The organism is Halpernia frigidisoli, assembly GCF_900113805.1.
In the GTDB taxonomy this organism is placed as follows: domain Bacteria; phylum Bacteroidota; class Bacteroidia; order Flavobacteriales; family Weeksellaceae; genus Halpernia; species Halpernia frigidisoli.
On sequence record NZ_FOQT01000001.1, the window covers coordinates 809,684 to 829,407 of the forward strand.

Below are 19,724 nucleotides of genomic sequence, written 5' to 3' on the forward strand. Positions count from 1 at the left end.
CACAGTTTGATTTTTTATTGAGGGACTTTAATCATCCAGATTTAAGATAAAACTACCATCTGCATTTTTTTTAGGCACAAAAGATAGCATACAAGTACATCCAATTCCCTTACAAGTACAATTTCTGTGAGGCAATGTATATTCAGTTAAAAATTTACTGACTTCATAAATTTTTGATCTATCTGCAAGACAAACACCGCAACTATTATCTGAAACATTTATTACAACTTCATAATCATTTATAGTTGACGTCTTTGATTGAAAATCTAGGATTCGAGCATTTATAGATAGTTCTTTCATTTTAGAAACTCTTTCTTTTTTTTCATGCCTAAAGTCGAAAACTGCCATTGACCAATAATTGTATGCCTGCTTTTGAAAATCCCGAGAAAATATTAGAATTGATTTATTATAAAAATGCCAAATAAAATCTTTTAAACTAATTAAATTTCCTTCAGCTATTTTTGCTGCTAAATACTCAATATCAATGAATTTTTTTGAATGACCTAATGATTCGAAATCTTTGAAAGCCTCATTTTTAACAGTTTGAAATTTCTTTAAAACTTTATCTTCCATAATAAAAATTTGAGATAATAAATCTACAGAAACTTTCCATTTCGAACAAAGTCGCGGATGAATTTAAAACTTTGGGATGACGTTAACTAATAGTATATATTTTCACTTCACCTTTATTTAACCTTCCAACAATTTCCCCTTGCATTCCACTCCAATTTTCGTTATTTTTCCACGAACTAAAATAATATGAAAATTAAATCTATTTTACACTGGACGGTTGTGCTGCCGCTGATTGCTGCACTATTTTATCTGCTCGGTTTCTTAAACAATACTTTGGTCAGTAATATTATAGGAGCAGGTCTACTTTTTGGAAGTGTTTTAGCAGCAGTTCATCATGCGGAAGTGATTGCGCATAAAGTGGGCGAACCTTACGGCACCATTATTCTGGCGATCTGTATAACGGTTTTAGAAGTTGGATTGATCGTTTCCTTTATGCTTTCCGGCAGCGAGGGCGCAGAAACATACGCGCGGGACACGATTTTTGCTGCAGTGATGATCATTCTAAATGGTATTTTGGGCATCTGCATTTTTGTAGGAAGCCGAAAATATAAAGAGCAATTTTTTATCACTAAATCTGCAACCACTTATCTGGTGAGTCTGGTTTCAATTTTAGTTTTGACTTTAATTTTACCAAATTACACTTCCACTTCGATCGGTCCACATTATTCCGGGTCACAATTGATTTTCGTTTCTCTTGCCTGCTTAACTATTTACGGCAGTTTTTTACTTTTTCAAACCGTTCGACACCGCAATTATTTTATCTCAGAAATTCCAGGCGAAGTCGTGCATGAAGTGGATCCGCCAACTACTACAAAAATGATCATAAGCTCAATTCTTTTGATTATTTGTCTTGCCGTTGTAATCTTTATGGCAAAAGGTCTTTCTCCAGTTATAGAAAATTTTGTATCACAAATCGGTGCGCCAAGAGCTTTAGTAGGCGTTATAATAGCAGGCGTTGTTTTATTACCGGAAGGTTTGGCGGCAATTCGCGCAGCTAGAAATAACCAGATACAGGATTCTATAAATCTAAGTCTGGGTTCTGCGCTTGCAAGTGTGGGCTTAACTGTGCCTGCGATTTCTGTAGTTTGCATTTATAATGATATCCCATTTATTTTGGGTCTGGATATGAAATCAATTATTCTTTTAGCACTTTCAGTTTTCATCGTGATGATGTCATTAAGTCGGGGAAAAACAAATCATTTATACGGAACAGTACTTTTGGTAAATCTTGCGGCGTACATTTTTACGGTGATCGTACCTTAATAATTAAAATATAAAATCGAGTTAAGTTTGAAATGAAGGTGAAATCTTTCAAACCGGAAACTTTACTTTTAACAATAGAAAAGTCATTATGAATAACAATAATCCCAAAATCCACATTATTGGCGCCGGAATCAGCGGTTTAATCGCCGCGCAAACCTTAGAAAAAAACGGCTTCTCTTCCACTATTTTAGAATTGACAAATTCTGTGGGCGGTCGTGTGAAAACGGATATTATAGAAGGTTATCAATTGGATCACGGTTTTCAGGTTTTGCTTACTTCTTATCCCGCAGCAAAGCGTTTTTTAGATTTTAAGGCTTTAGAATTACAGGAATTTTTGCCTGGCGCGACTATTTTTAATAGTGGAAAATCTCAAACAATTGGCGATCCATTGCGTGATCTTTCTTTGCTTTTTCCGACGGTTTTTTCAAGTATTATTCCTTTGATGGATAAAATTAAAATCCTGAAACTGAACTTAATTTTAAAAAAGAAAAGAATTGCAGACATTTTTGCCGAAAAAGAAATTTCAACTTTAGATTATTTAAAGAATTTTGGCTTTTCTGAACAAACCATTTCTCAATTTTTTAAACCATTTTTCAGCGGAATTTTTCTGGAAACTAAACTGGAAACTTCCAGTAGAATGTTTGAGTTTGTTTATAAAATGTTTGGTAGCGGAAACGCGGCTCTTCCAAAAGCGGGAATTCAAGCCATTCCAGATCAACTTGCACAAAATTTAAAAACTACAAAAATCCTTTTTAACACCAAAGTTTCATCTGTGGAAGACGGCGAAATTACTTTAGAAAATGGTGAAGTTTTAGAAAGCGATTTTACAATAATTGCTACAGATGCAAAGCATTTAATTTCTGATTTAAAGCAAGAAAATGTAAAATGGAAATCGTGTTTTACGCTTTATTTTGAAACTGAAAAACGCGTGCTTGAAAAACCGATCATCGGACTTTTACCCAAAGAAAATTCATTAATAAATAATATTTTTTACAACACAAGTTTGGAAACCAGCAAAAATGGTGGGAAGGAATTGCTTTGTATAACAGTCGTTGATAATCAAAATCTTAAAGGAAATGAACTTATTGAAAAAGTAAAAATTGAATTAAAAAACTATTTCAACATCGACGTTTTAAGATTAATTAAAATGTACGAAATCCCAAAAGCACTACCCGATTTGAAAAATATTAAATACAGTTTAGATTTAGCAGAAACTCAATATTCAAAACAAATTTATCTTGCAGGCGACATTTTGGTAAACGGTTCTCTTAATGCGGCAATGCTTTCCGGTGAAAGTGCTACTCTGGCGGTGATTGAGAATATAAAGAGTAATCTTAAAGCTTAAACATATATTTCCATATCTCTTTAATTAAATTTAAAACTAACAATTGAAATTTTTGAATTGATAATTTATGACGTAAAAGTTTAGCAAAAAATTAACGTTGAAAAAAAATCAAAACGTTAAAATGTACTATAAATTTGCTGAAAATATTCTTGGATGTCAGACAATGGTAATCAGATTTTTCAGACCTTAAATAACAAACGTTATAACCGAACAAAATGGACGTTTCGCATTGTCGGAATTTTAGCGTTAACCGCTTTATTACTCGTAATTTTTACCGTCGTTAGGGGAAAAAATCCGAATCTTCCACAAATGACATCAGTGAGTGAATCCTATAAAACAAAACTGGATCCTTCTTCTCCATTCACTTTTTCGACCAGACTTAATAAAAAATTCAAGGGTTTTAAAGATTTTTTAAATAAAAGAATTGCCTTTGAAAATAAAAATGGCTCGCCGAAAGACGCAAAATTAGTGCGCGCAGCTTTTTATGTTCCGTGGAGTCCGCTATCATTGACGGATCTTCGCACCAATGGAAACAGGCTGAATACTATTTATCCAGAATGGTTTTTTATCAATCCAAAAACGTACAGATTAGACAGCCGGATCGACAAGGAAGCGCTGGGCGTGATGAAGCATTTTGGTTTAAGTATTCAGCCAATTTTAAATAACTTTATTTCTGTCGCAGGAAAACAAGGCGATTTTAATGCAAATTTAATCAAAACAGTACTTCACAATCCCAAAATTCAGGATCAACTGATTTCTGATATAATTAAAACGATTAAACAAAACCAACTACAGGGAATCAATATCGATTTTGAGGAAATGAATGAAAGTTCCGATGAATTCTTAAATGCTTTTTCAAAAAAATTATATACCGCTTTCAAGCAAAATAATCTTCTGGTATCAATGGATGTAATGCCGGATAATTCTGATTATAATTTAAAATACCTGCAAAATTATACGGATTATTTTATTTTAATGGCTTACGATCAATATAATGATCCTTCACAAGCCGGCCCGATCAGTGCGCAAAAGTGGATTGAAAAACAAATGGATGAGGTTGCAAAAATTGTCCCGAGCAGTAAATTAATTTTAGGAATCGCAGGTTATGGAAGACAATGGATAACGGACAGCAATGGGACAAGAACGGAAGATATCAATTACAGTGAAGCTGTAGATCGCGCCAAGATCAGTCATTCAACTATTGATTATGATGATGATACTTACAATCTTCATTACGATTACAGTTTTTCAGGAAGTGAGACGGATGACGCTACTAAAAATTCGGTCTGGTTTACAGATGCAGCCACTACTTATAATGTTTTGCGATATTCTGACGATTACAGAAATGCGGGAACTGCGCTTTGGCGTTTAGGAAGTGAAGACCCAAGAATCTGGAATTTTTATAACCGCGATCTCAGCTCTGAGGCTTTAGCGAAGAAACCTTTTAATTACACGCTTTTAACAATGATGCCCGCGAATTTTAACGCAAAGCCAACATCAGTAGGAAGTGGTGAAATTTTAAATATTTTGTTTTCCCCACAGCAGGGACGTACAAAACTTGAAGTTGATAAGAATGAAAATCTAATCTCAGAACAGCATTACACCCAACTTCCCTCCGGATTTTTGTATGAAAAATTTGCCGAAGATCCTTCAAAATTAGGACCCGGACATAAAATAATCTTAACTTTTGATGATGGACCAAGCGCTGAATGGACACCAAAAATTCTGGATATTTTGGAAAAAGAAAAAGTGCCCGCCACATTTTTTTTAATAGGTGAAAATGCAGAATCCAATATTCCTTTGGTTCAACGAATCAGCCGTGATGGTTTTGAATTTGGAAATCATACTTTCACGCACGGCAATCTGGCTAAAATGTCCCCGGAAAGAGCCGATCTGGAATTAAAAACTACCCGTTCACTTTTAGAATGTATCACGGGAAAATCAACAATATTATTTCGTGCGCCTTACAACGCCGATTCTGAACCGCAAACTTATGAGGAACTTGAACCGATTGCCAGAAGTAAATCCAGCAATTACATAACGGTCGGCGAAAGTATCGATCCGAATGATTGGGATCCGCGGATGAATTCCGATTCTATTGTCAACAGAACGATCAGATTTGCCAATCAAAATGATGCGAGTATTATTTTGCTGCATGATTCTGGTGGTGATACGCGTCAACCAACTGTAGATGCATTACCAAGAATTATTAAATATTTCAAAGACAAAGGTTGCAAATTTACCACGATTGCAGATCTGATGCACGTGAAAGACAGTCAATTGATGCCGCCAGTTCAAAGAAGCTGGAAAAACAACCTTAATTTTATTTTTGTTTCTGCCGGTTATTGGCTTGGTCAGTTTATTTATGTTCTGTTTTTGGTCGGTATTTTTCTGTCGATTATTAGGATGATTTTTATGGGAATTCTGGCTTATTTTCAATCAAAAAAAGAGAAAAAATTAAAGTCAAAATTCAAAGGAATTCCGTCAGGTTTAAAAGTCAGCGTTATCGTTCCTGCTTATAATGAAGAAATAAATGCTGTGAGAACAGTAAATTCATTGTTACAACAAGATTATGAATTTCTTGACATCGTTTTTGTCGATGACGGCAGTAAAGATCAAACTTTTGAGAATGTAAAACAGGCTTTCTTAAATAATCCAAAAGTCAAAGTTTTAACCAAAAAAAATGGCGGAAAAGCGTCCGCTTTAAATTTTGGAATTTCTCACACACAATCTGAATTTGTAGTTTGCATCGACGCCGATACGCAATTAAAAGAAGATTCTGTTTCAAGATTGATCGACGCATTTTACATGGAAAATATACCGCAGGAAACCGGCGCGGTTGCTGGAAATGTAAAAGTCGGCAACGAAATAAATATGATCACAAAATGGCAAAGTATCGAATATATTACCTCTCAAAATTTTGACAGACGGGCTTTTGGTTATTTAAACTGCATTACCGTAATTCCTGGTGCAATCGGTGCTTTCAGAAGAAAAGCAGTGATTGAAGCAGGCGGTTTTACCACCGATACTTTGGCTGAAGATTGTGATTTGACCATGCGTTTACACAAAGCCGGTTACATTATCGCCAATTGTAATGATGCACTTTCTTACACGGAAGCACCGGAAACGATCGATCAGTTTTTAAAACAGAGATTCCGCTGGAGTTTTGGTATTTTACAAAGTTTCTGGAAACACAGAAATGCTATTTTCCGCAAAGAATATAAAAATTTTGGACGGGTTGCGCTTCCAAACATTTTGCTTTACCAAATTATTCTGCCGTTTTTAGCGCCTTTGGCAGATCTTTTATTGGTTGTGAGTTTACTGTTGTCAGGATTTGGACTTATCGTCGCAGATCCGATACACATCATCGTTTACTACATTATATTTTCACTGGTAGATATTTTGGGCGCAGCAATAGCGTTTGCCTTTGAAAAAGAAGATTTCAAAAAACTCATCTGGATGATTCCACAGCGACTTGTTTACCGACAATTGATGTATTATATTTTATTTAAATCCATCAGAAAAGCCTTGAAAGGTGAAATACAAAACTGGGGCGTTTTGAAAAGAACCGGAAATAATAAACTTGAAAATGCTTAAAATTTTTTGAAGCATCAAGTATTCGTATTTTCAGAAAACCCGTCCCGCTCTCCGCTATATCTTTTTTTTTGCGCTCGCTTCGCTCGCGCACAAAAAAAGATGCCGCTGCGATCGGGGCTAGAAGATCGGGATTTTCTCTTTTTCACTGGTGAAAATATTTTCTATAATAAAAGCGCGAAAATTTGCACTAAATTTCACAATGTATTACTTTTAATTATTGAAATCGCTGTTATAAAATTTAAAAATAAAACGAATTTTTGATCTAGCTTTCATCTACCGGAAATTAAAAAATGAAATCTTCAAATGAAAGAAAAAATGCTCAACAGAGCTATAAAAATAGCTGAAAAAGCACACAGAAAGCAAACCGACAAATTTGACACGCCTTATATTTCGCACGTCATGCGCGTCATGAATTCGGGAAAAACTTTGGATGAAAAAATAGTTGGCGTGCTTCACGACGTTATTGAAGATTGTCCGGAAGTTACACTCGAAGATCTGCGACTGGAAGGATTTTCTGAAGAGGTAGTTTTTGCGGTAGACTGTCTTTCAAAAACTTCTGACCTTATGGATTATGACGAATTTATTAAAAAAGTAGAACGTTCACCCCTTGCGATTGCCGTGAAAATTAATGATCTAAAAGACAATATGGATCTCACGCGATTCACCTCTTTACTTACAGACCGTGACCACAGAAGACTAAATAAATACCTGAAAGCGTATCAATATTTAATTGAAAAGTATTAATTCTAATTGATCGTTTTATCAGAATCTTTTAAAAGTTCATTTAAATCCTGCAATTCTTCTTCTGTTAAATCACGCCATTTTCCCGATGGTAAGTCGAGTTTAATATTCATGATTCTCAATCTTTTCAGCTTTCTTACTTCATAACCAAGATACTCGCACATTCTCCGGATTTGTCTGTTCAATCCTTGCGTCAAGACAATTCTGAACTGAAAATTATCGAGTTTTTCAACTTCACATTTTTTGGTAATTTGATCTAAAATGGGAACACCATTTTTCATTTTCTCTATGAAAGTATGCGTAATGGGCTTATCAACGCGAACTAAATATTCTTTTTCATGGTTATTTCTGGCGCGCAGGATTTTATTCACAATGTCACCGTCGTTGGTCATCAAAATCAAGCCTTCACTTGGTTTATCAAGCCTTCCAATGGGAAATATACGTTTTGGATGATTTATAAAATCAACGATATTATTTTTTTCACGTTTTTGATCTGTTGTGCAGACAATACCGATTGGTTTATTTACGGCAATATAAACTGGTTTCTCTGTGCTTTCACGGATCAGTTTGCCTTCTACGCGCACTTCATCTTCGTCAGAAACCTTAGTTCCCATTTCCGGAATTATTCCATTAATGGTAATTTTTCCTTCTTCCAAAAGCTTGTCTGCAGCGCGTCTTGAACAAAATCCAACTTCAGAAAGGTATTTATTAATGCGTGTTTTTTCCAAACTATAAATTCTATTTTTATTAGTGCAAAAATACGTGATTTTCATTTTAAAAAACCTGAATTTTTGTCACAAAAAAACCTTTAATCAAAAATGGTTAAAGGTTTTAAATTTTTAGAGAAAAAATTATTTTTTCATTAATTTGGTGGAATATTCACCTTTATCAGTTTTTACCTTTAAGATATAAATCCCTTTTTTTAAATCTTCTACATTTAATAATTCTGAAGTATTTTTTGAAGATTTCACCAACTTACCTGAAGCGTCAAAAATCTGCGCGTTTTCTATTTTCCCTTCAGTCGTAATCTTAACAAAATCTACAGCCGGATTTGGAGAAATTCTTAAATTATTTTTAGAATTTATGACTTCATTTGTTGCTAATGCACCTAAGTTTCGAATCTGAATGTTATCAAAAAAAGCATCAGTACCAAAATTATCAATAGCAAAATCTGTTTCTGTAAGGGTATTGCCACTCCCGTGATATGGTCCTGAAAAAATTGATGTGCCATTTAAAAAGACTTTTAAAGTTACAGCAGCAAAATCTACCTGCACTTCCACTTTAGCCCATCTAGCAGCACTGAAAGTCCCAATTGTGGAAAAAGCATTTGAAATTGGATCATAAATTCTTACGTTACCTTGATAATCCAGATCAATTATTGTAGCTGTACCGACATTATCATAAAGAAAAAATAAATTATCAGATCCATCTAACGCAGGAACAAATAAATCATAAGAAATAGAAGTTTTTTGATAAACAGGAATTCCGGTAACGTAAATACCTCCAATAGTTGCATCGCTGTAATCCATGATTTTTAATGAATTAACGCCATCATTTGCACGCTCATTTGTAACTTCTGCGATATTTGTTTCGCTAGTGTAAGTGGTTGTTCCATCATCGTAATAAGTATCAATCTTTGGATTTTGACCCAATACATCTCCAAGAGTAAAGCCCTCAGCGGTTTCAAAAGAATATTTTGTCGTTTGTGCATTTACTGTAAATGCTAATGCAGTAGTTGCAAATAAAGAAAGTAGAATTTTTTTCATAATATATCTATTTTAATTTAATCAATATTACAAAATAATTACTTTTTATCAAAATTGCATACTTTAAAACAGCTATTTTGAATCATTTTTTATCATAGTTTTTAACTATAGATAAGAAGGTTGTTAATACTTAAAATTTTAAAAGTGATAATCATCATTCACAAAGTCACTGTTAGCATCTTTTACAACATAATCCCCAATTTTTGTTCTGCGCAAATTTGTTAAATAAGCCCCAACCTCCAAAGCCTGCCCAATATCATGCGCCAAACTTCTGATATATGTTCCTTTGCTGCAACCAACCGTGAAGCGAACAAAAGGTAATTCTATTTGAATTTCGTTAATATAATTTATGGTAGTTTTTCTGCTTTTCATCTCAACTTCAACGCCTGCTCTCGCTAAATCGTAAGCTCTTTTTCCCTCAATTTTCAAAGCGGAAAAAACAGGTGGTTTTTGATCGATTTCTCCGATAAAATCATTTAAAACTTCTAAAATTTTCTCCGCTGTCATAAACGAAATATTAGTTTCTAAAATTTCGGGTTTTTCTGTATCGTAACTTTCTGTTTGAAAGCCAAGTTTAATTTCTGTGCGGTATTCTTTCGGTGCATCCTGTATTTCTGAAATTTTCTTTGTGAATTTCCCGGTGCAGACAATTAATAAACCAGTTGCTTTGGGATCTAAAGTTCCGGCGTGGCCGATCTTAAATTTTTTAGGAAGATCAAATTGGTTTTTGAGTTTGTATTTTAATTTATTGACTGCCTGAAAACTCGTCCAATTTAACGGTTTATCAAGTAAAATTATTTGACCTTCTAAAATATCCTGATCTGTCATTATTAAAAATATATTTGGTAAAGATTACAAATCTACAGCCCGACTTGAGTGGAAATCCTTTTTGATTTTTTTCAAAAAAAAAATAAAAAGATTGGGAACGGAAGGCGGATGAAGCTGCCCAAAAATCCCTATTTGTAATAACTAAAATAGACCAAAAGCGCAATCCCAACAATGATTCTGTACCAACCCCACGGTCTGAAACCATATTTATTTAATAGAGAAATAAAAGATTTAATGGCAATTAAGGCAACGATAAATGCAATAATATTTCCCAGTAGAAAAAGCAAAATATGCTGCTGATCGGCCATTATCATTTGATAACCTTTCATAGGATTTGGCGTGGTTTTGCCCCAGGTTTTTACAAAAACTGAATAAACAGTAACTGCGGCCATCGTAGGAACGGCGAGGAAAAATGAAAATTCTGCAGCGGCTTTTTGGGTCAGTTTCTGCGACATTCCACCTATGATAGAGGCAGCACTTCTACTCGTCCCCGGCATCATCGCGAGACACTGCCAAAAACCAATAATTACCGCTTTTTTTACGGATAATTCTTTTTCGTCGTGAACTGTAGGGTTTTTGAACCAATTGTCAACGAATAATAAAACAATTCCGCCCAAAACCAACATCGTTGATATTGCAATTTGATTTCCCAAAACTGCTTCAATCTTATCATCAAATAAAAAACCTAAAAGTAAGGCCGGAATAACCGCAAAAGCTAATTTGTAGTAAAATTTAAGATTAGAAAAATCAAAAAACTTTTTCCAGTAAGCCGCAACAACGGCTAAGATGGCTCCAAACTGGATGGAAACCTGAAACATTTTTAGAAATTCTGTTTCTTCCATTCCCATCAAATTGGCGGCGAAACCCATGTGCGCAGTGGAAGAAATGGGAAGAAATTCGGTAAGACCTTCCACGATTGCCAAAATGATAGCTTGTAATGTATCCATAGTTTTATTTCAAAAAAAATTTGCCAAAGATGTAAACTTTGACAAAATTAAAAAATACGTTAGTTATTAAATTTAAATTTTATTTCGTTTTAAAATAGCGAAGATCTGAATGACAAAACCTGCTATAACGAACAATGGTGCGATTCTCACTCTTCTGATAGAAAATATGGCTTCATTCCAAACTTTTGGGTCGTACTTTCCGTCCACCGTGTTTGCATCCGAACCCATCATCAGCAAAAATCCGATAACCGTGATCACAAAACCAATGATCATCCATTTATAATTAGTTTTACCGAAGTAAAATTTTTGTTTTTCTTCTGCAATTACTTCTTTTTGACCATACTGATCAGCAGAGAATTTTTTTGTGTTTTTAGCCATTATGAATAGTATAAATCATCTGCATTAGAGCGAAGAAAACGCCAGGTCGCAACAACTGTGCTGAGAACTGTTATAAAAATCCCGAGGATAAAAACCCCTAAAATTAAATAAGCATATTGATCTGTTTCCTGAACGAAAGGTGTTTTGATGTTAGTTGTAAAATAATACCACACGCCAAAAAGCGCTATTAAACCTAAAACTGCACCAACTGCACCTAAAATTATCGCTTCAATAACAAAAGGTTTGAGAATGAAACGTCTTTTAGCGCCCACCAACTGCATTGTTTTTATGATAAAACGTTTTGAAAATATTTTTAAACGTATTGAATTATTAATTAAAACAATCGCTAATACTAAAAATAAGATTGACAAACCTAAAACCCATTTTAGAATAGTGTCTAATTTACCGTAAACTTTAGAAGATTCTGAGTCATTTTTCACGTCAGTGATACCCGGAATACTCTTAAGCTGATTAATTGCCGTTTTAACATTAATAGAATCTGTGAACTCCGGTTTTAATGATACTTCCACAGATGAGGGAAAAATATCAGATTCAAACAACGCCTGACTGTCGATACCCAAACTTTTTTTGGCTTCAATACTTGCCTGTTTTCTGGAAATGTAAGTTGCACGTTTTACGCTTGGCAAAAGTTCAATTTTTTTAACCGCATCACTTTCAAGTTTTGCTACTTTTAATGAATCCTGGGCTGAAAAATTTTGATCAAAATAAGCATTTACGACGAGCTGCTCTTTTAGATAATCTGAATATTTTTGCGCATTTAATAAGATCAATCCAAAGAGGCCGACCAAAAATAAAACGAGCGCTATACTAATAACAACCGTTATATTACTTGACTTTAGTCTGCTTTTATTAAAATCTTCAACTGTCTTTGCCATTAAATCTTGAATTTTGCGCTAAATTAGAAAAAATCTTCCGAAATTAGCCCCTGAAATCAAAAAATGAGTGTTAACGAATCATAAATAATAACATTCAGACATTCTAATTTATTTAAAAAAAACATCTTGAGCGTAAAAGCAAAAAAACATTTAGGGCAACATTTTCTTACCAGCGAAAGTATTGCAGAAAATATTGTAGAATCTTTAGATTTTATAGAAGGCGAAACGCTTTTAGAAGTCGGACCGGGAACAGGTGTTTTGACAAAATATTTAATAAAGAAAAACCAGGATTTACTACTTGCCGAAATTGATGAAGAGTCAATTACTTATTTAAAACAAAATTATTTGAACCTTTCTGAATCACATTTTATTGGTGATTTTTTAAAGTACAATTTTGCTGAAACGAATTCTCAAATAGCAGTAATTGGTAATTTTCCGTATAATATTTCCTCGCAGATCTTATTTAAAATCATTGAAAATTTTCAGCAGGTGCCACAAATGGTGGGAATGTTTCAAAAGGAAGTCGCGGAAAGAGTTGCCGCCGTCCCACGCACTAAAGATTACGGTATTCTGTCTGTTTTGGTTCAGGCTTATTATGACACAGAATATTTATTTACTGTAAATGAAGACGTATTTGACCCGCCACCAAAAGTGAAATCAGGCGTTATAAAACTGAGAAGAAATGTAACTGAAGGTTTGGTGGGAAAAGAAGCTTTATTTAAAAAAATAGTGAAAGCCGGTTTTGGTCAAAGAAGAAAAAAACTAAGTAATTCTTTAAAGGTGATCGGTATTCCCGAAAATTTGTTGGAGCATCGATTTATGACGCAGCGCGTAGAAGAACTTTCTGTAAAAGATTTCTTGGAACTAACGCATCTTTGGGAAAATTAAAAAAGTTTACGCAAAAAAAAAACACCATTTCAAATTAAGAAATGGTGTTTTTTTATATAAATTTTAATTTACTTTTTTAATGGAATTTCCTTTGATGAAGTTGTGATACCGTGAAGATCTTCATCCTGTTTTCCTTTGCCTTTTAAAAGATCATAAGCGATCGCCGAAGCCACGAAAATTGAGGAATAAGTTCCAAAACCAATACCCAAAAGTAAGGCAAACATGAAACCGCGAAGGTTTTCTCCACCGAAAATAAATATCGCTAAAATCACCAATAAGGTTGTAAACGATGTATTGAAAGTTCTTCCCAACGTACTTGAAATAGAATCATCAAATAATCCCGCCAGAGAAATTGATTTTTTCTCCCGAAGATATTCTCTAATTCTGTCAAATACAATAACCGTATCATTAATAGAGTAACCAAGAACCGTTAAAATTGCGGCAATAAAATCCTGATTAATTTCCATGTTAAAAGGCGCATATTTATAAAATAATGAATAAGCTCCCAAAATAATAATTGAATCGTGGATCAAAGCGACAATCGCACCAAGTGAAAACTGCCATTTTCTAAATCTTAATAAAATGTAGATAAAAATACCCACAATTGCCAAAATAAATGCCTGTGTTCCGCCTGTTTTAATATCATCTGCGACCGTTGGACCAACTTTCGTGGAAGACACAATTCCTGCGTGAGCAATATCTGCGGATTTAAATTCCTGTAATGTAAGATTTGCCGGTAAATTTGGTTTTAAACCTTCAAATAGTTTTGATTCAATTGTTTGATCCGCTTTTAGAGAAGCATCATCTATTAAATAATCTGTTGAGATTTTAAGCTGATTGTCTTTACCAAAAGTTTTCACTTCCACAGAACTATTCTGGCTGTTTGATGTTTTAAAAACGCCTGTTAAGGTTTTTTGAACCTCTGATGCAACAACTGGTTTTTCGAATTTAACAACGAAATTTCTACCTCCAGTAAAATCAATTCCATATTTAAAACCATTCACATAAATAGAAAGTAAACTTCCTACCGTCAATACGATTGAAAATATATAAGTGTATTTTCTTTTTCCAATAAAATCCAACCAAACATTTCTGAAAAGATTTTTTGTAGGTTTCGTCCAAACTGATAAGCTTTTACCTTTATTTAATCTGGTAAAGATCATTACTCTGGATAAAAGTACTGATGTGAAGAAAGTCATTAACAAACCAATTCCTAAAGTAACAGCAAATCCTTTAATTGGACCGGTTCCGAAGAAAAACAAAACAGCTGCAGTTAACAAAGTGGTTGCGTGACCGTCAATAATTGCCGAAAGCGCATGTTTGAAACCGTCTTTGTATGCTTCTAAAATATTTTTCCCTGCGAAGAGCTCTTCTTTTGTTCTTTCATAAATAATTACATTCGTATCAACCGCAAGTGCCATCGTAAGTACGATACCCGCGATTCCAGGAAGTGTAAGCGTCGCACCGATCGAATTCATAATCCCAAAAAGGAAAAATAAATTGATGATCATCGCTATAACTGCGAAAACTCCTGCTCCACCGTAATAAAAAATGATGTAAACGATAATAATACAAAATGCGATAACAAAGGATAAAAATCCAGCGTTGATAGATTCTGCACCCAAAGATGGTCCTACAACATCTGCCTGAACGATTTTCGCGCCAGCTGGTAATTTACCTGCGCTTAAAACATCTGTTAAATCTTTAGCTTCTTCCGGAGAAAAATTTCCGGAGATCTGTGTTCTTCCGTTAGGAATAACGCCCTGTACATTTGGCGCAGTATAAACTCTGCCGTCAAGCGTTACAGCAACTTGTTTCCCAACATTTTTTTCCGTTAAAGATTTCCATTCTTTAGACCCTTTTTGATCCATCTGCATATCCACAACTACTCTACCAAGGTCGTCATAATTAACACGCGCAGTTTCTACTGCTCCGTCAACCGGCGCTCTTTGGGTAATATTCCCTCTGATAGCATATAATACTAAATTAGTTGGATCAGTAGTTTCCGGTTTGTAGCCCCAGATAAACTGTGTATATTTTACGTTTGAAGGTCTTAAATTTTGTGCAATTTTGCTATTTAAAATTTTATTTACAATCGCTGTGTCTGCTAATTTTACGTTAGCCGCACCTTGAGATCTTGAAGTAGTAAGTTGTAAAAGATTAACTAAGTTAGTTCTGTTAGAAACTCCCATAGAATCACCTTTCGAAGCGATCGCCTGAGCCAGTTCCTGAAAATAAGGACCAACTTCATTTATTTGCTGAACTTCCCAAAACTGCAATTTTGCAGAAGATTGCAATAATTTTTTTACACGGTCAATATCTTTAATACCAGGCATTTCCACAAAAATACGCGCTGTTCCGGGAACACGCTGAACGTTTGGTTGAACCGCGCCGGTTTTGTCAATCCTAGTTCTGATAACCTCGTAAGCAGTTCCGATAGATGCTTCAACCTTTTTTCTAACAATTGATTTTACTTCTTCATCCGAAGTATTATATTTAATTTCTGTTAAACCCTGATTTCCAAAAATTTCAGGATCAGCAAGTTTTAAGTTGGTTCCTTTTTCCTTATTTACATTAGCGAATTCAATAAAGAAATCATCAATATAATTTTTAGTCGATCTTTTTTGAACCTGATCAGTTCTGTTTAAAGCTTCGATCAAAACAGGATTTACGGAATAATTCGTTAGATCATTAACAAGATCTTTTTGATTAATTTCCAATAAAACGTTGATACCGCCTTTCAAATCCAGACCAAGTTTCATTTCATTTTGCTTGGCAGAATTATAATCTAATTTTTTAATACCTAAATTAAAGGTGTCTTTTGCAAGCCTGTCTAACTCTTTTCTGTATTTTACCGGGTCATTTCCGGCAAGAGCCTGCGCCCGGTTTTCTATGTTACTTGCATAAAATGTAGGCACAAGTGCACTAAGACAAATAAGTCCTAAAATAACTGCGATGGTAACAATAAGTCCTTTTCCTTGCATTGTTTTTTATTTACAACATTAAAAATTATAGGGCGCAAATATAATGTTTTTCAGTACAATTAAGAACTTTTAACAAAATATTTTAATTTATAATTTGAAGCAATTTTAAAATAAACCAAAGTAAAATTTAAAGTTAAAAATTTAAATTTTATAAATATCACAACATTTAAAATAAATGTTTTAACTTCACAATACTTTAAAAACCAAAATATTATGAAAAAATTATTACTTTTTATGGGAAGTATTTCTTCAATGTTGATTTTTTCCCAAAATATAGTTTTGCAGGAATTTGCAACAGGTTTTGCTAATCCCGTGGAAATTACAAATGCGAAAGATAATCGACTTTTCGTCGTTCAGCAGAATGGGGAAATTAAAATTGTGCAACCTTCAGGAAGTGTAAATCCCGCAGATTTTATAAACCTTAACTCTAAGATCACTTTTGGCGGCGAAAGGGGTTTGCTGGGTTTGGCATTTCATCCACAATTTGCTACAAATGGCTATTTTTTTGTTTATTATAATGCTGTAACTACCGGTAACATTACGGTTGCAAGATATTCCGTAAATGCTACAAATCAAAACACAGCAGATCTCAGTTCTGAAAAAATACTGCTTAATATTCCCAAACCTTTTGATAATCATAACGGCGGAAGTCTGCACTTCGATCCGGACGGAATGCTTTGGATCTCAACTGGCGACGGTGGTAGCGGCGGTGATCCAAATAATAATGCACAAAATAAAAATTCACTTTTAGGTAAAATTTTACGGATTGACGTTAATTCTACGGCAGCTTATAATATTCCTACAAACAATCCATTCGTAGCTGGCGGCGGCGCTCCGGAGATCTGGTCTTACGGACTGAGAAATTCCTGGAAATATTCATTTGATCTTACTTCCGGTAATGTTATGATTGCAGATGTAGGCCAAAATTTAATTGAGGAAATTGACAGAATGCCAATTTCGCAAGCCGGAATAAACTACGGTTGGCGCTGCTATGAGGGCAATGCAGATTATAATACAGCAGCTTGTGCCAATAAATCAACCATGACTTTTCCTATAGTAACTTACGATCATTCCGGTGGAAAATGTTCCATAACAGGAGGTTACGTTTATAGAGGAACCAATTATTCTGCTTTAACCGGAAAATATATTTTCGCAGATTACTGTTCTACACAACTTGGAATTTTAAATTCAGATAATTCGATAAATTTTAGTGCGGCTTTTACAGGAAATAATTTCGCAACATTTGGCGAAGACAATAACAAAGAATTATATGTCGCCGCGGTGAATAACGGTAAAGTTTTCAAAGTCACGACCTCTACTCTTTCAACTAATGATAATACTTTTAATAAAACAAAGATTTCCCCAAATCCTGCGTCAGGAAATGTTTTTGTTAAAGGTTTAATGACAAAAAATAATTCCGTTGAAATAATAAATACAGAAGGCAGAAAAATACTGGAAAATGATTTAAATGAAAATGGAAAGGTTGACATTTCAAATTTAAAATCAGGAATTTATTTTATCACAATAAAATCCGATGGTCAGAAAATCTATTCTCAAAAACTGATCGTGAAATAAAATTCTGAATCATTTTAAAAATTAAAATTCCTGCGCAGTTGCAGGAATTTTTTTATTTTAAACATTTGCTTTTGTAAAGTGGCAATAGTTTTTTATTATATTTAATAGGAATTAATACGTTATTTAAATTATCACGCTTGTAAAGTGTAAGATTTTTTGGTTTAAAAACATAGGTCCGAAAATTAAAATTGCGATCAGAATAAGTTTCGTGCAGGACGATTTCGTAAAAATCGGATTTTGAGAGCGCATTGTATCTTTCCGGATTTGGACTGCTGTACATGATCCACCCGATGCCTTTTCCGCCATTTTTTATCACCGCTTTTTCTAAACCATTTGTCGCCCATTTATAACTTTTTGAAGAACTTACAATTGCAAAAACAGCGTCTTCACACGTTTTATTTTGAGCAAAAATAATGTTTGAAAAAATTATAAAAAGAACAAAAAGCTTTATTTTCATTTTAAAATTCTTAATCTTTTTTAAAATTTAAAATAACTAAACAGTCATTGAAAAAATTCTTGTTTGCGGCTGTTTTCTAAGCATTCTGAGGTCAAAAGTCATGGCGACATTTCTAGTGAAAGCGCGGCCTTTTTCGGTAATTTTAATTTTATTTTCGGTGATTTCTATTAAACCGTCAGATTCCATTTCCTTTAAATTTCCTATGGCATTTTCAAGTTCAGGAAAAGCAGTTTGAACATCCCAGGAGGTTTCTAAACGGCACATCAAATTTAAAATATGCTGTCTTATTTTTAAATCTTCATCATCTAAAATATGACCTCTAAAAACAGGAATTTTGCCTTCTTCTACCCTTGTCTGATAATCTTCTACTGTTTTTTCATTTTGGGCAAAAGCATACCAGGAATCTGAAATCGCTGACATTCCTAAACCTATCATTAGCTGTGTTTTGCTGGAAGAATAACCCATAAAATTCCGGTGTATATTTCCGGATTTTAAAGACTGGTAAAGGTCATCGTGCTCTAAAGAAAAATGATCCATTCCCACTTCCTTATAACCGAGGTCCTCTAATAATTTTTTACCATTTTCGTAAAGTTTTCTTTTTTCGTCGCCGCTTGGCAAATCATTTTCATCGAAACCACGCTGTCCGACGCCTTTTATCCAGGGAACGTGAGCGTAGGAATAAAACGCCAAACGATCTGGTTTTAATTCCATCGTTTTGTGAATACTGTGTTCCATTTTCTCCCAGGTTTGATGCGGAAGACCGAAAATTAAATCGTGGGAAACGCTTTTATAACCAATTTCACGCGCCCATTCCGTCACATTTTTTACATTTTCAAAAGGTTGAATTCTGTTAATTGCTTTTTGCACGATCGGGTCATAATCTTGCACACCAAAACTGCAGCGTGTAAAACCAAGATCAAATAAAACCTGAAGATGTTCTTTCGTCGTGTTATTTGGATGTCCTTCAAAGCTAAATTCCTGATTTTCTGCAATTTCTACTGTCGAAAATAAACCTTCCAAAAGCGTTTTCAAATTTTCTGGGGAAAAAAAAGTAGGCGTTCCGCCACCGAGATGAAGTTCTTTTAACTTTGGTTTTTTACCGTTAAATAATTTTAAATAAAGATCCCATTCTTTCAAAACGCTTTCTAGATAAGGCGTTTCGACGGAATGTTGTTTGGTAATTCTTTTGTGACAGGCGCAAAATGTGCAAAGCGCTTCACAAAAAGGTAAGTGAATATAAATTGAAATTCCTTCTTCAGAATCACTTTCATTAAAAGATCTTATCACGGAATTTTTCCAGGCATTTCCACTAAAACCAGCTTCATCCCAATACGGAACTGTTGGATAAGATGTGTAACGCGGACCGGGAATATTATATTTATTTACCAAAGAATTTTCCATACCACAAAATTACGAAAATGAATTCTGAATTTTGATCTGAAAATTATGAATTTTATCTTGATGAATTCACCAAATTTAAAAAATC

General features: G+C 34.1%; 16 protein-coding genes. 6 read left to right on the plus strand and 10 right to left on the minus strand.

Annotation, left to right across the window (positions count from 1 at the left end; all coding sequences use genetic code 11):
- Positions 1–27 precede the first annotated feature (27 nt).
- Complete coding sequence (locus tag BM238_RS03800; protein ID WP_090078841.1) at positions 28–573, minus strand: hypothetical protein; 546 nt, start codon at positions 571–573, stop codon at positions 28–30.
- 186 nt (positions 574–759) lie between these two features.
- Between BM238_RS03800 and BM238_RS03805 the strand changes: the two genes are divergently transcribed.
- The 4 genes from BM238_RS03805 (at position 760) to BM238_RS03820 (ending at position 7,522) form a co-directional block, all read left to right on the plus strand.
- Positions 760–1,836, plus strand: coding sequence for a calcium:cation antiporter (locus BM238_RS03805; protein WP_090078842.1), 1,077 nt, complete (start codon positions 760–762; stop codon positions 1,834–1,836).
- A gap of 88 nt (positions 1,837–1,924) precedes the next feature.
- Positions 1,925–3,181 carry an FAD-dependent oxidoreductase gene (locus tag BM238_RS03810; protein ID WP_090078843.1) on the plus strand — a complete coding sequence of 419 codons (1,257 nt, stop codon included), beginning with the start codon at positions 1,925–1,927 and terminating at the stop codon, positions 3,179–3,181.
- 153 nt (positions 3,182–3,334) lie between these two features.
- On the plus strand, positions 3,335–6,778 hold the full coding sequence (locus BM238_RS03815) for a trifunctional glycoside hydrolase family 18/polysaccharide deacetylase/glycosyltransferase family 2 protein (protein ID WP_090078844.1): 3,444 nt from the start codon (positions 3,335–3,337) through the stop codon (positions 6,776–6,778).
- A gap of 303 nt (positions 6,779–7,081) precedes the next feature.
- Positions 7,082–7,522, plus strand: a complete 441-nt coding sequence (locus BM238_RS03820; protein ID WP_177205417.1) for an HD domain-containing protein — start codon at positions 7,082–7,084, stop codon at positions 7,520–7,522.
- 2 nt (positions 7,523–7,524) lie between these two features.
- Here BM238_RS03820 and rluF read toward each other — a convergent pair whose 3' ends face one another.
- The 6 genes from rluF to BM238_RS03850 all read right to left on the minus strand — a co-directional run bounded on the left by rluF (position 7,525) and on the right by BM238_RS03850 (position 12,334).
- The gene (rluF, locus tag BM238_RS03825; RefSeq protein ID WP_233741902.1) at positions 7,525–8,292 is read right to left on the minus strand and encodes a 23S rRNA pseudouridine(2604) synthase RluF; all 768 of its coding nucleotides are present in this window, start codon (positions 8,290–8,292) and stop codon (positions 7,525–7,527) included.
- 78 nt (positions 8,293–8,370) lie between these two features.
- Complete coding sequence (locus tag BM238_RS03830; protein ID WP_090078845.1) at positions 8,371–9,285, minus strand: T9SS type A sorting domain-containing protein; 915 nt, start codon at positions 9,283–9,285, stop codon at positions 8,371–8,373.
- A 138-nt stretch (positions 9,286–9,423) separates the two neighbouring features.
- Entirely contained in the window at positions 9,424–10,113 is a 690-nt protein-coding gene (gene truB, locus BM238_RS03835; protein ID WP_090078846.1) for a tRNA pseudouridine(55) synthase TruB, read from the minus strand.
- Positions 10,114–10,241: 128 nt separating this feature from the next.
- Positions 10,242–11,060 carry an undecaprenyl-diphosphate phosphatase gene (locus tag BM238_RS03840; protein ID WP_090078847.1) on the minus strand — a complete coding sequence of 273 codons (819 nt, stop codon included), beginning with the start codon at positions 11,058–11,060 and terminating at the stop codon, positions 10,242–10,244.
- Between the two features lie 72 nt (positions 11,061–11,132).
- Positions 11,133–11,438 carry a DUF3098 domain-containing protein gene (locus BM238_RS03845; RefSeq protein ID WP_090078848.1) on the minus strand — a complete coding sequence of 102 codons (306 nt, stop codon included), beginning with the start codon at positions 11,436–11,438 and terminating at the stop codon, positions 11,133–11,135.
- Positions 11,438–12,334, minus strand: a complete 897-nt coding sequence (locus tag BM238_RS03850) for a cell division protein FtsX (RefSeq protein ID WP_090078849.1) — start codon at positions 12,332–12,334, stop codon at positions 11,438–11,440. The genes BM238_RS03845 and BM238_RS03850 overlap by 1 nt, the downstream gene beginning before the upstream one ends.
- 126 nt (positions 12,335–12,460) lie before the next feature.
- Here BM238_RS03850 and rsmA point away from each other — a divergent pair, with 126 nt between their 5' ends.
- A complete protein-coding gene (rsmA, locus tag BM238_RS03855; RefSeq protein WP_090078850.1) occupies positions 12,461–13,222 on the plus strand; it encodes a 16S rRNA (adenine(1518)-N(6)/adenine(1519)-N(6))-dimethyltransferase RsmA in 762 nt (253 codons plus the stop codon).
- A gap of 68 nt (positions 13,223–13,290) precedes the next feature.
- Here the strand turns inward: rsmA and secD are convergent, their stop codons facing one another.
- Positions 13,291–16,206: a protein translocase subunit SecD gene (secD, locus tag BM238_RS03860; protein ID WP_090078851.1), complete on the minus strand. Its 2,916-nt coding sequence runs from the start codon at positions 16,204–16,206 to the stop codon at positions 13,291–13,293.
- A 213-nt stretch (positions 16,207–16,419) separates the two neighbouring features.
- Here secD and BM238_RS03865 point away from each other — a divergent pair, with 213 nt between their 5' ends.
- The gene (locus tag BM238_RS03865; protein WP_090078852.1) at positions 16,420–17,781 is read left to right on the plus strand and encodes a PQQ-dependent sugar dehydrogenase; all 1,362 of its coding nucleotides are present in this window, start codon (positions 16,420–16,422) and stop codon (positions 17,779–17,781) included.
- Between the two features lie 52 nt (positions 17,782–17,833).
- Here BM238_RS03865 and BM238_RS03870 read toward each other — a convergent pair whose 3' ends face one another.
- Together BM238_RS03870 and hemN are read right to left on the minus strand one after the other, a co-directional pair.
- Entirely contained in the window at positions 17,834–18,238 is a 405-nt protein-coding gene (locus BM238_RS03870; protein ID WP_090078853.1) for a hypothetical protein, read from the minus strand.
- Positions 18,239–18,274: 36 nt separating this feature from the next.
- On the minus strand, positions 18,275–19,639 hold the full coding sequence (gene hemN / locus BM238_RS03875) for an oxygen-independent coproporphyrinogen III oxidase (RefSeq protein ID WP_090078854.1): 1,365 nt from the start codon (positions 19,637–19,639) through the stop codon (positions 18,275–18,277).
- Positions 19,640–19,724: the final 85 nt, after the last annotated feature.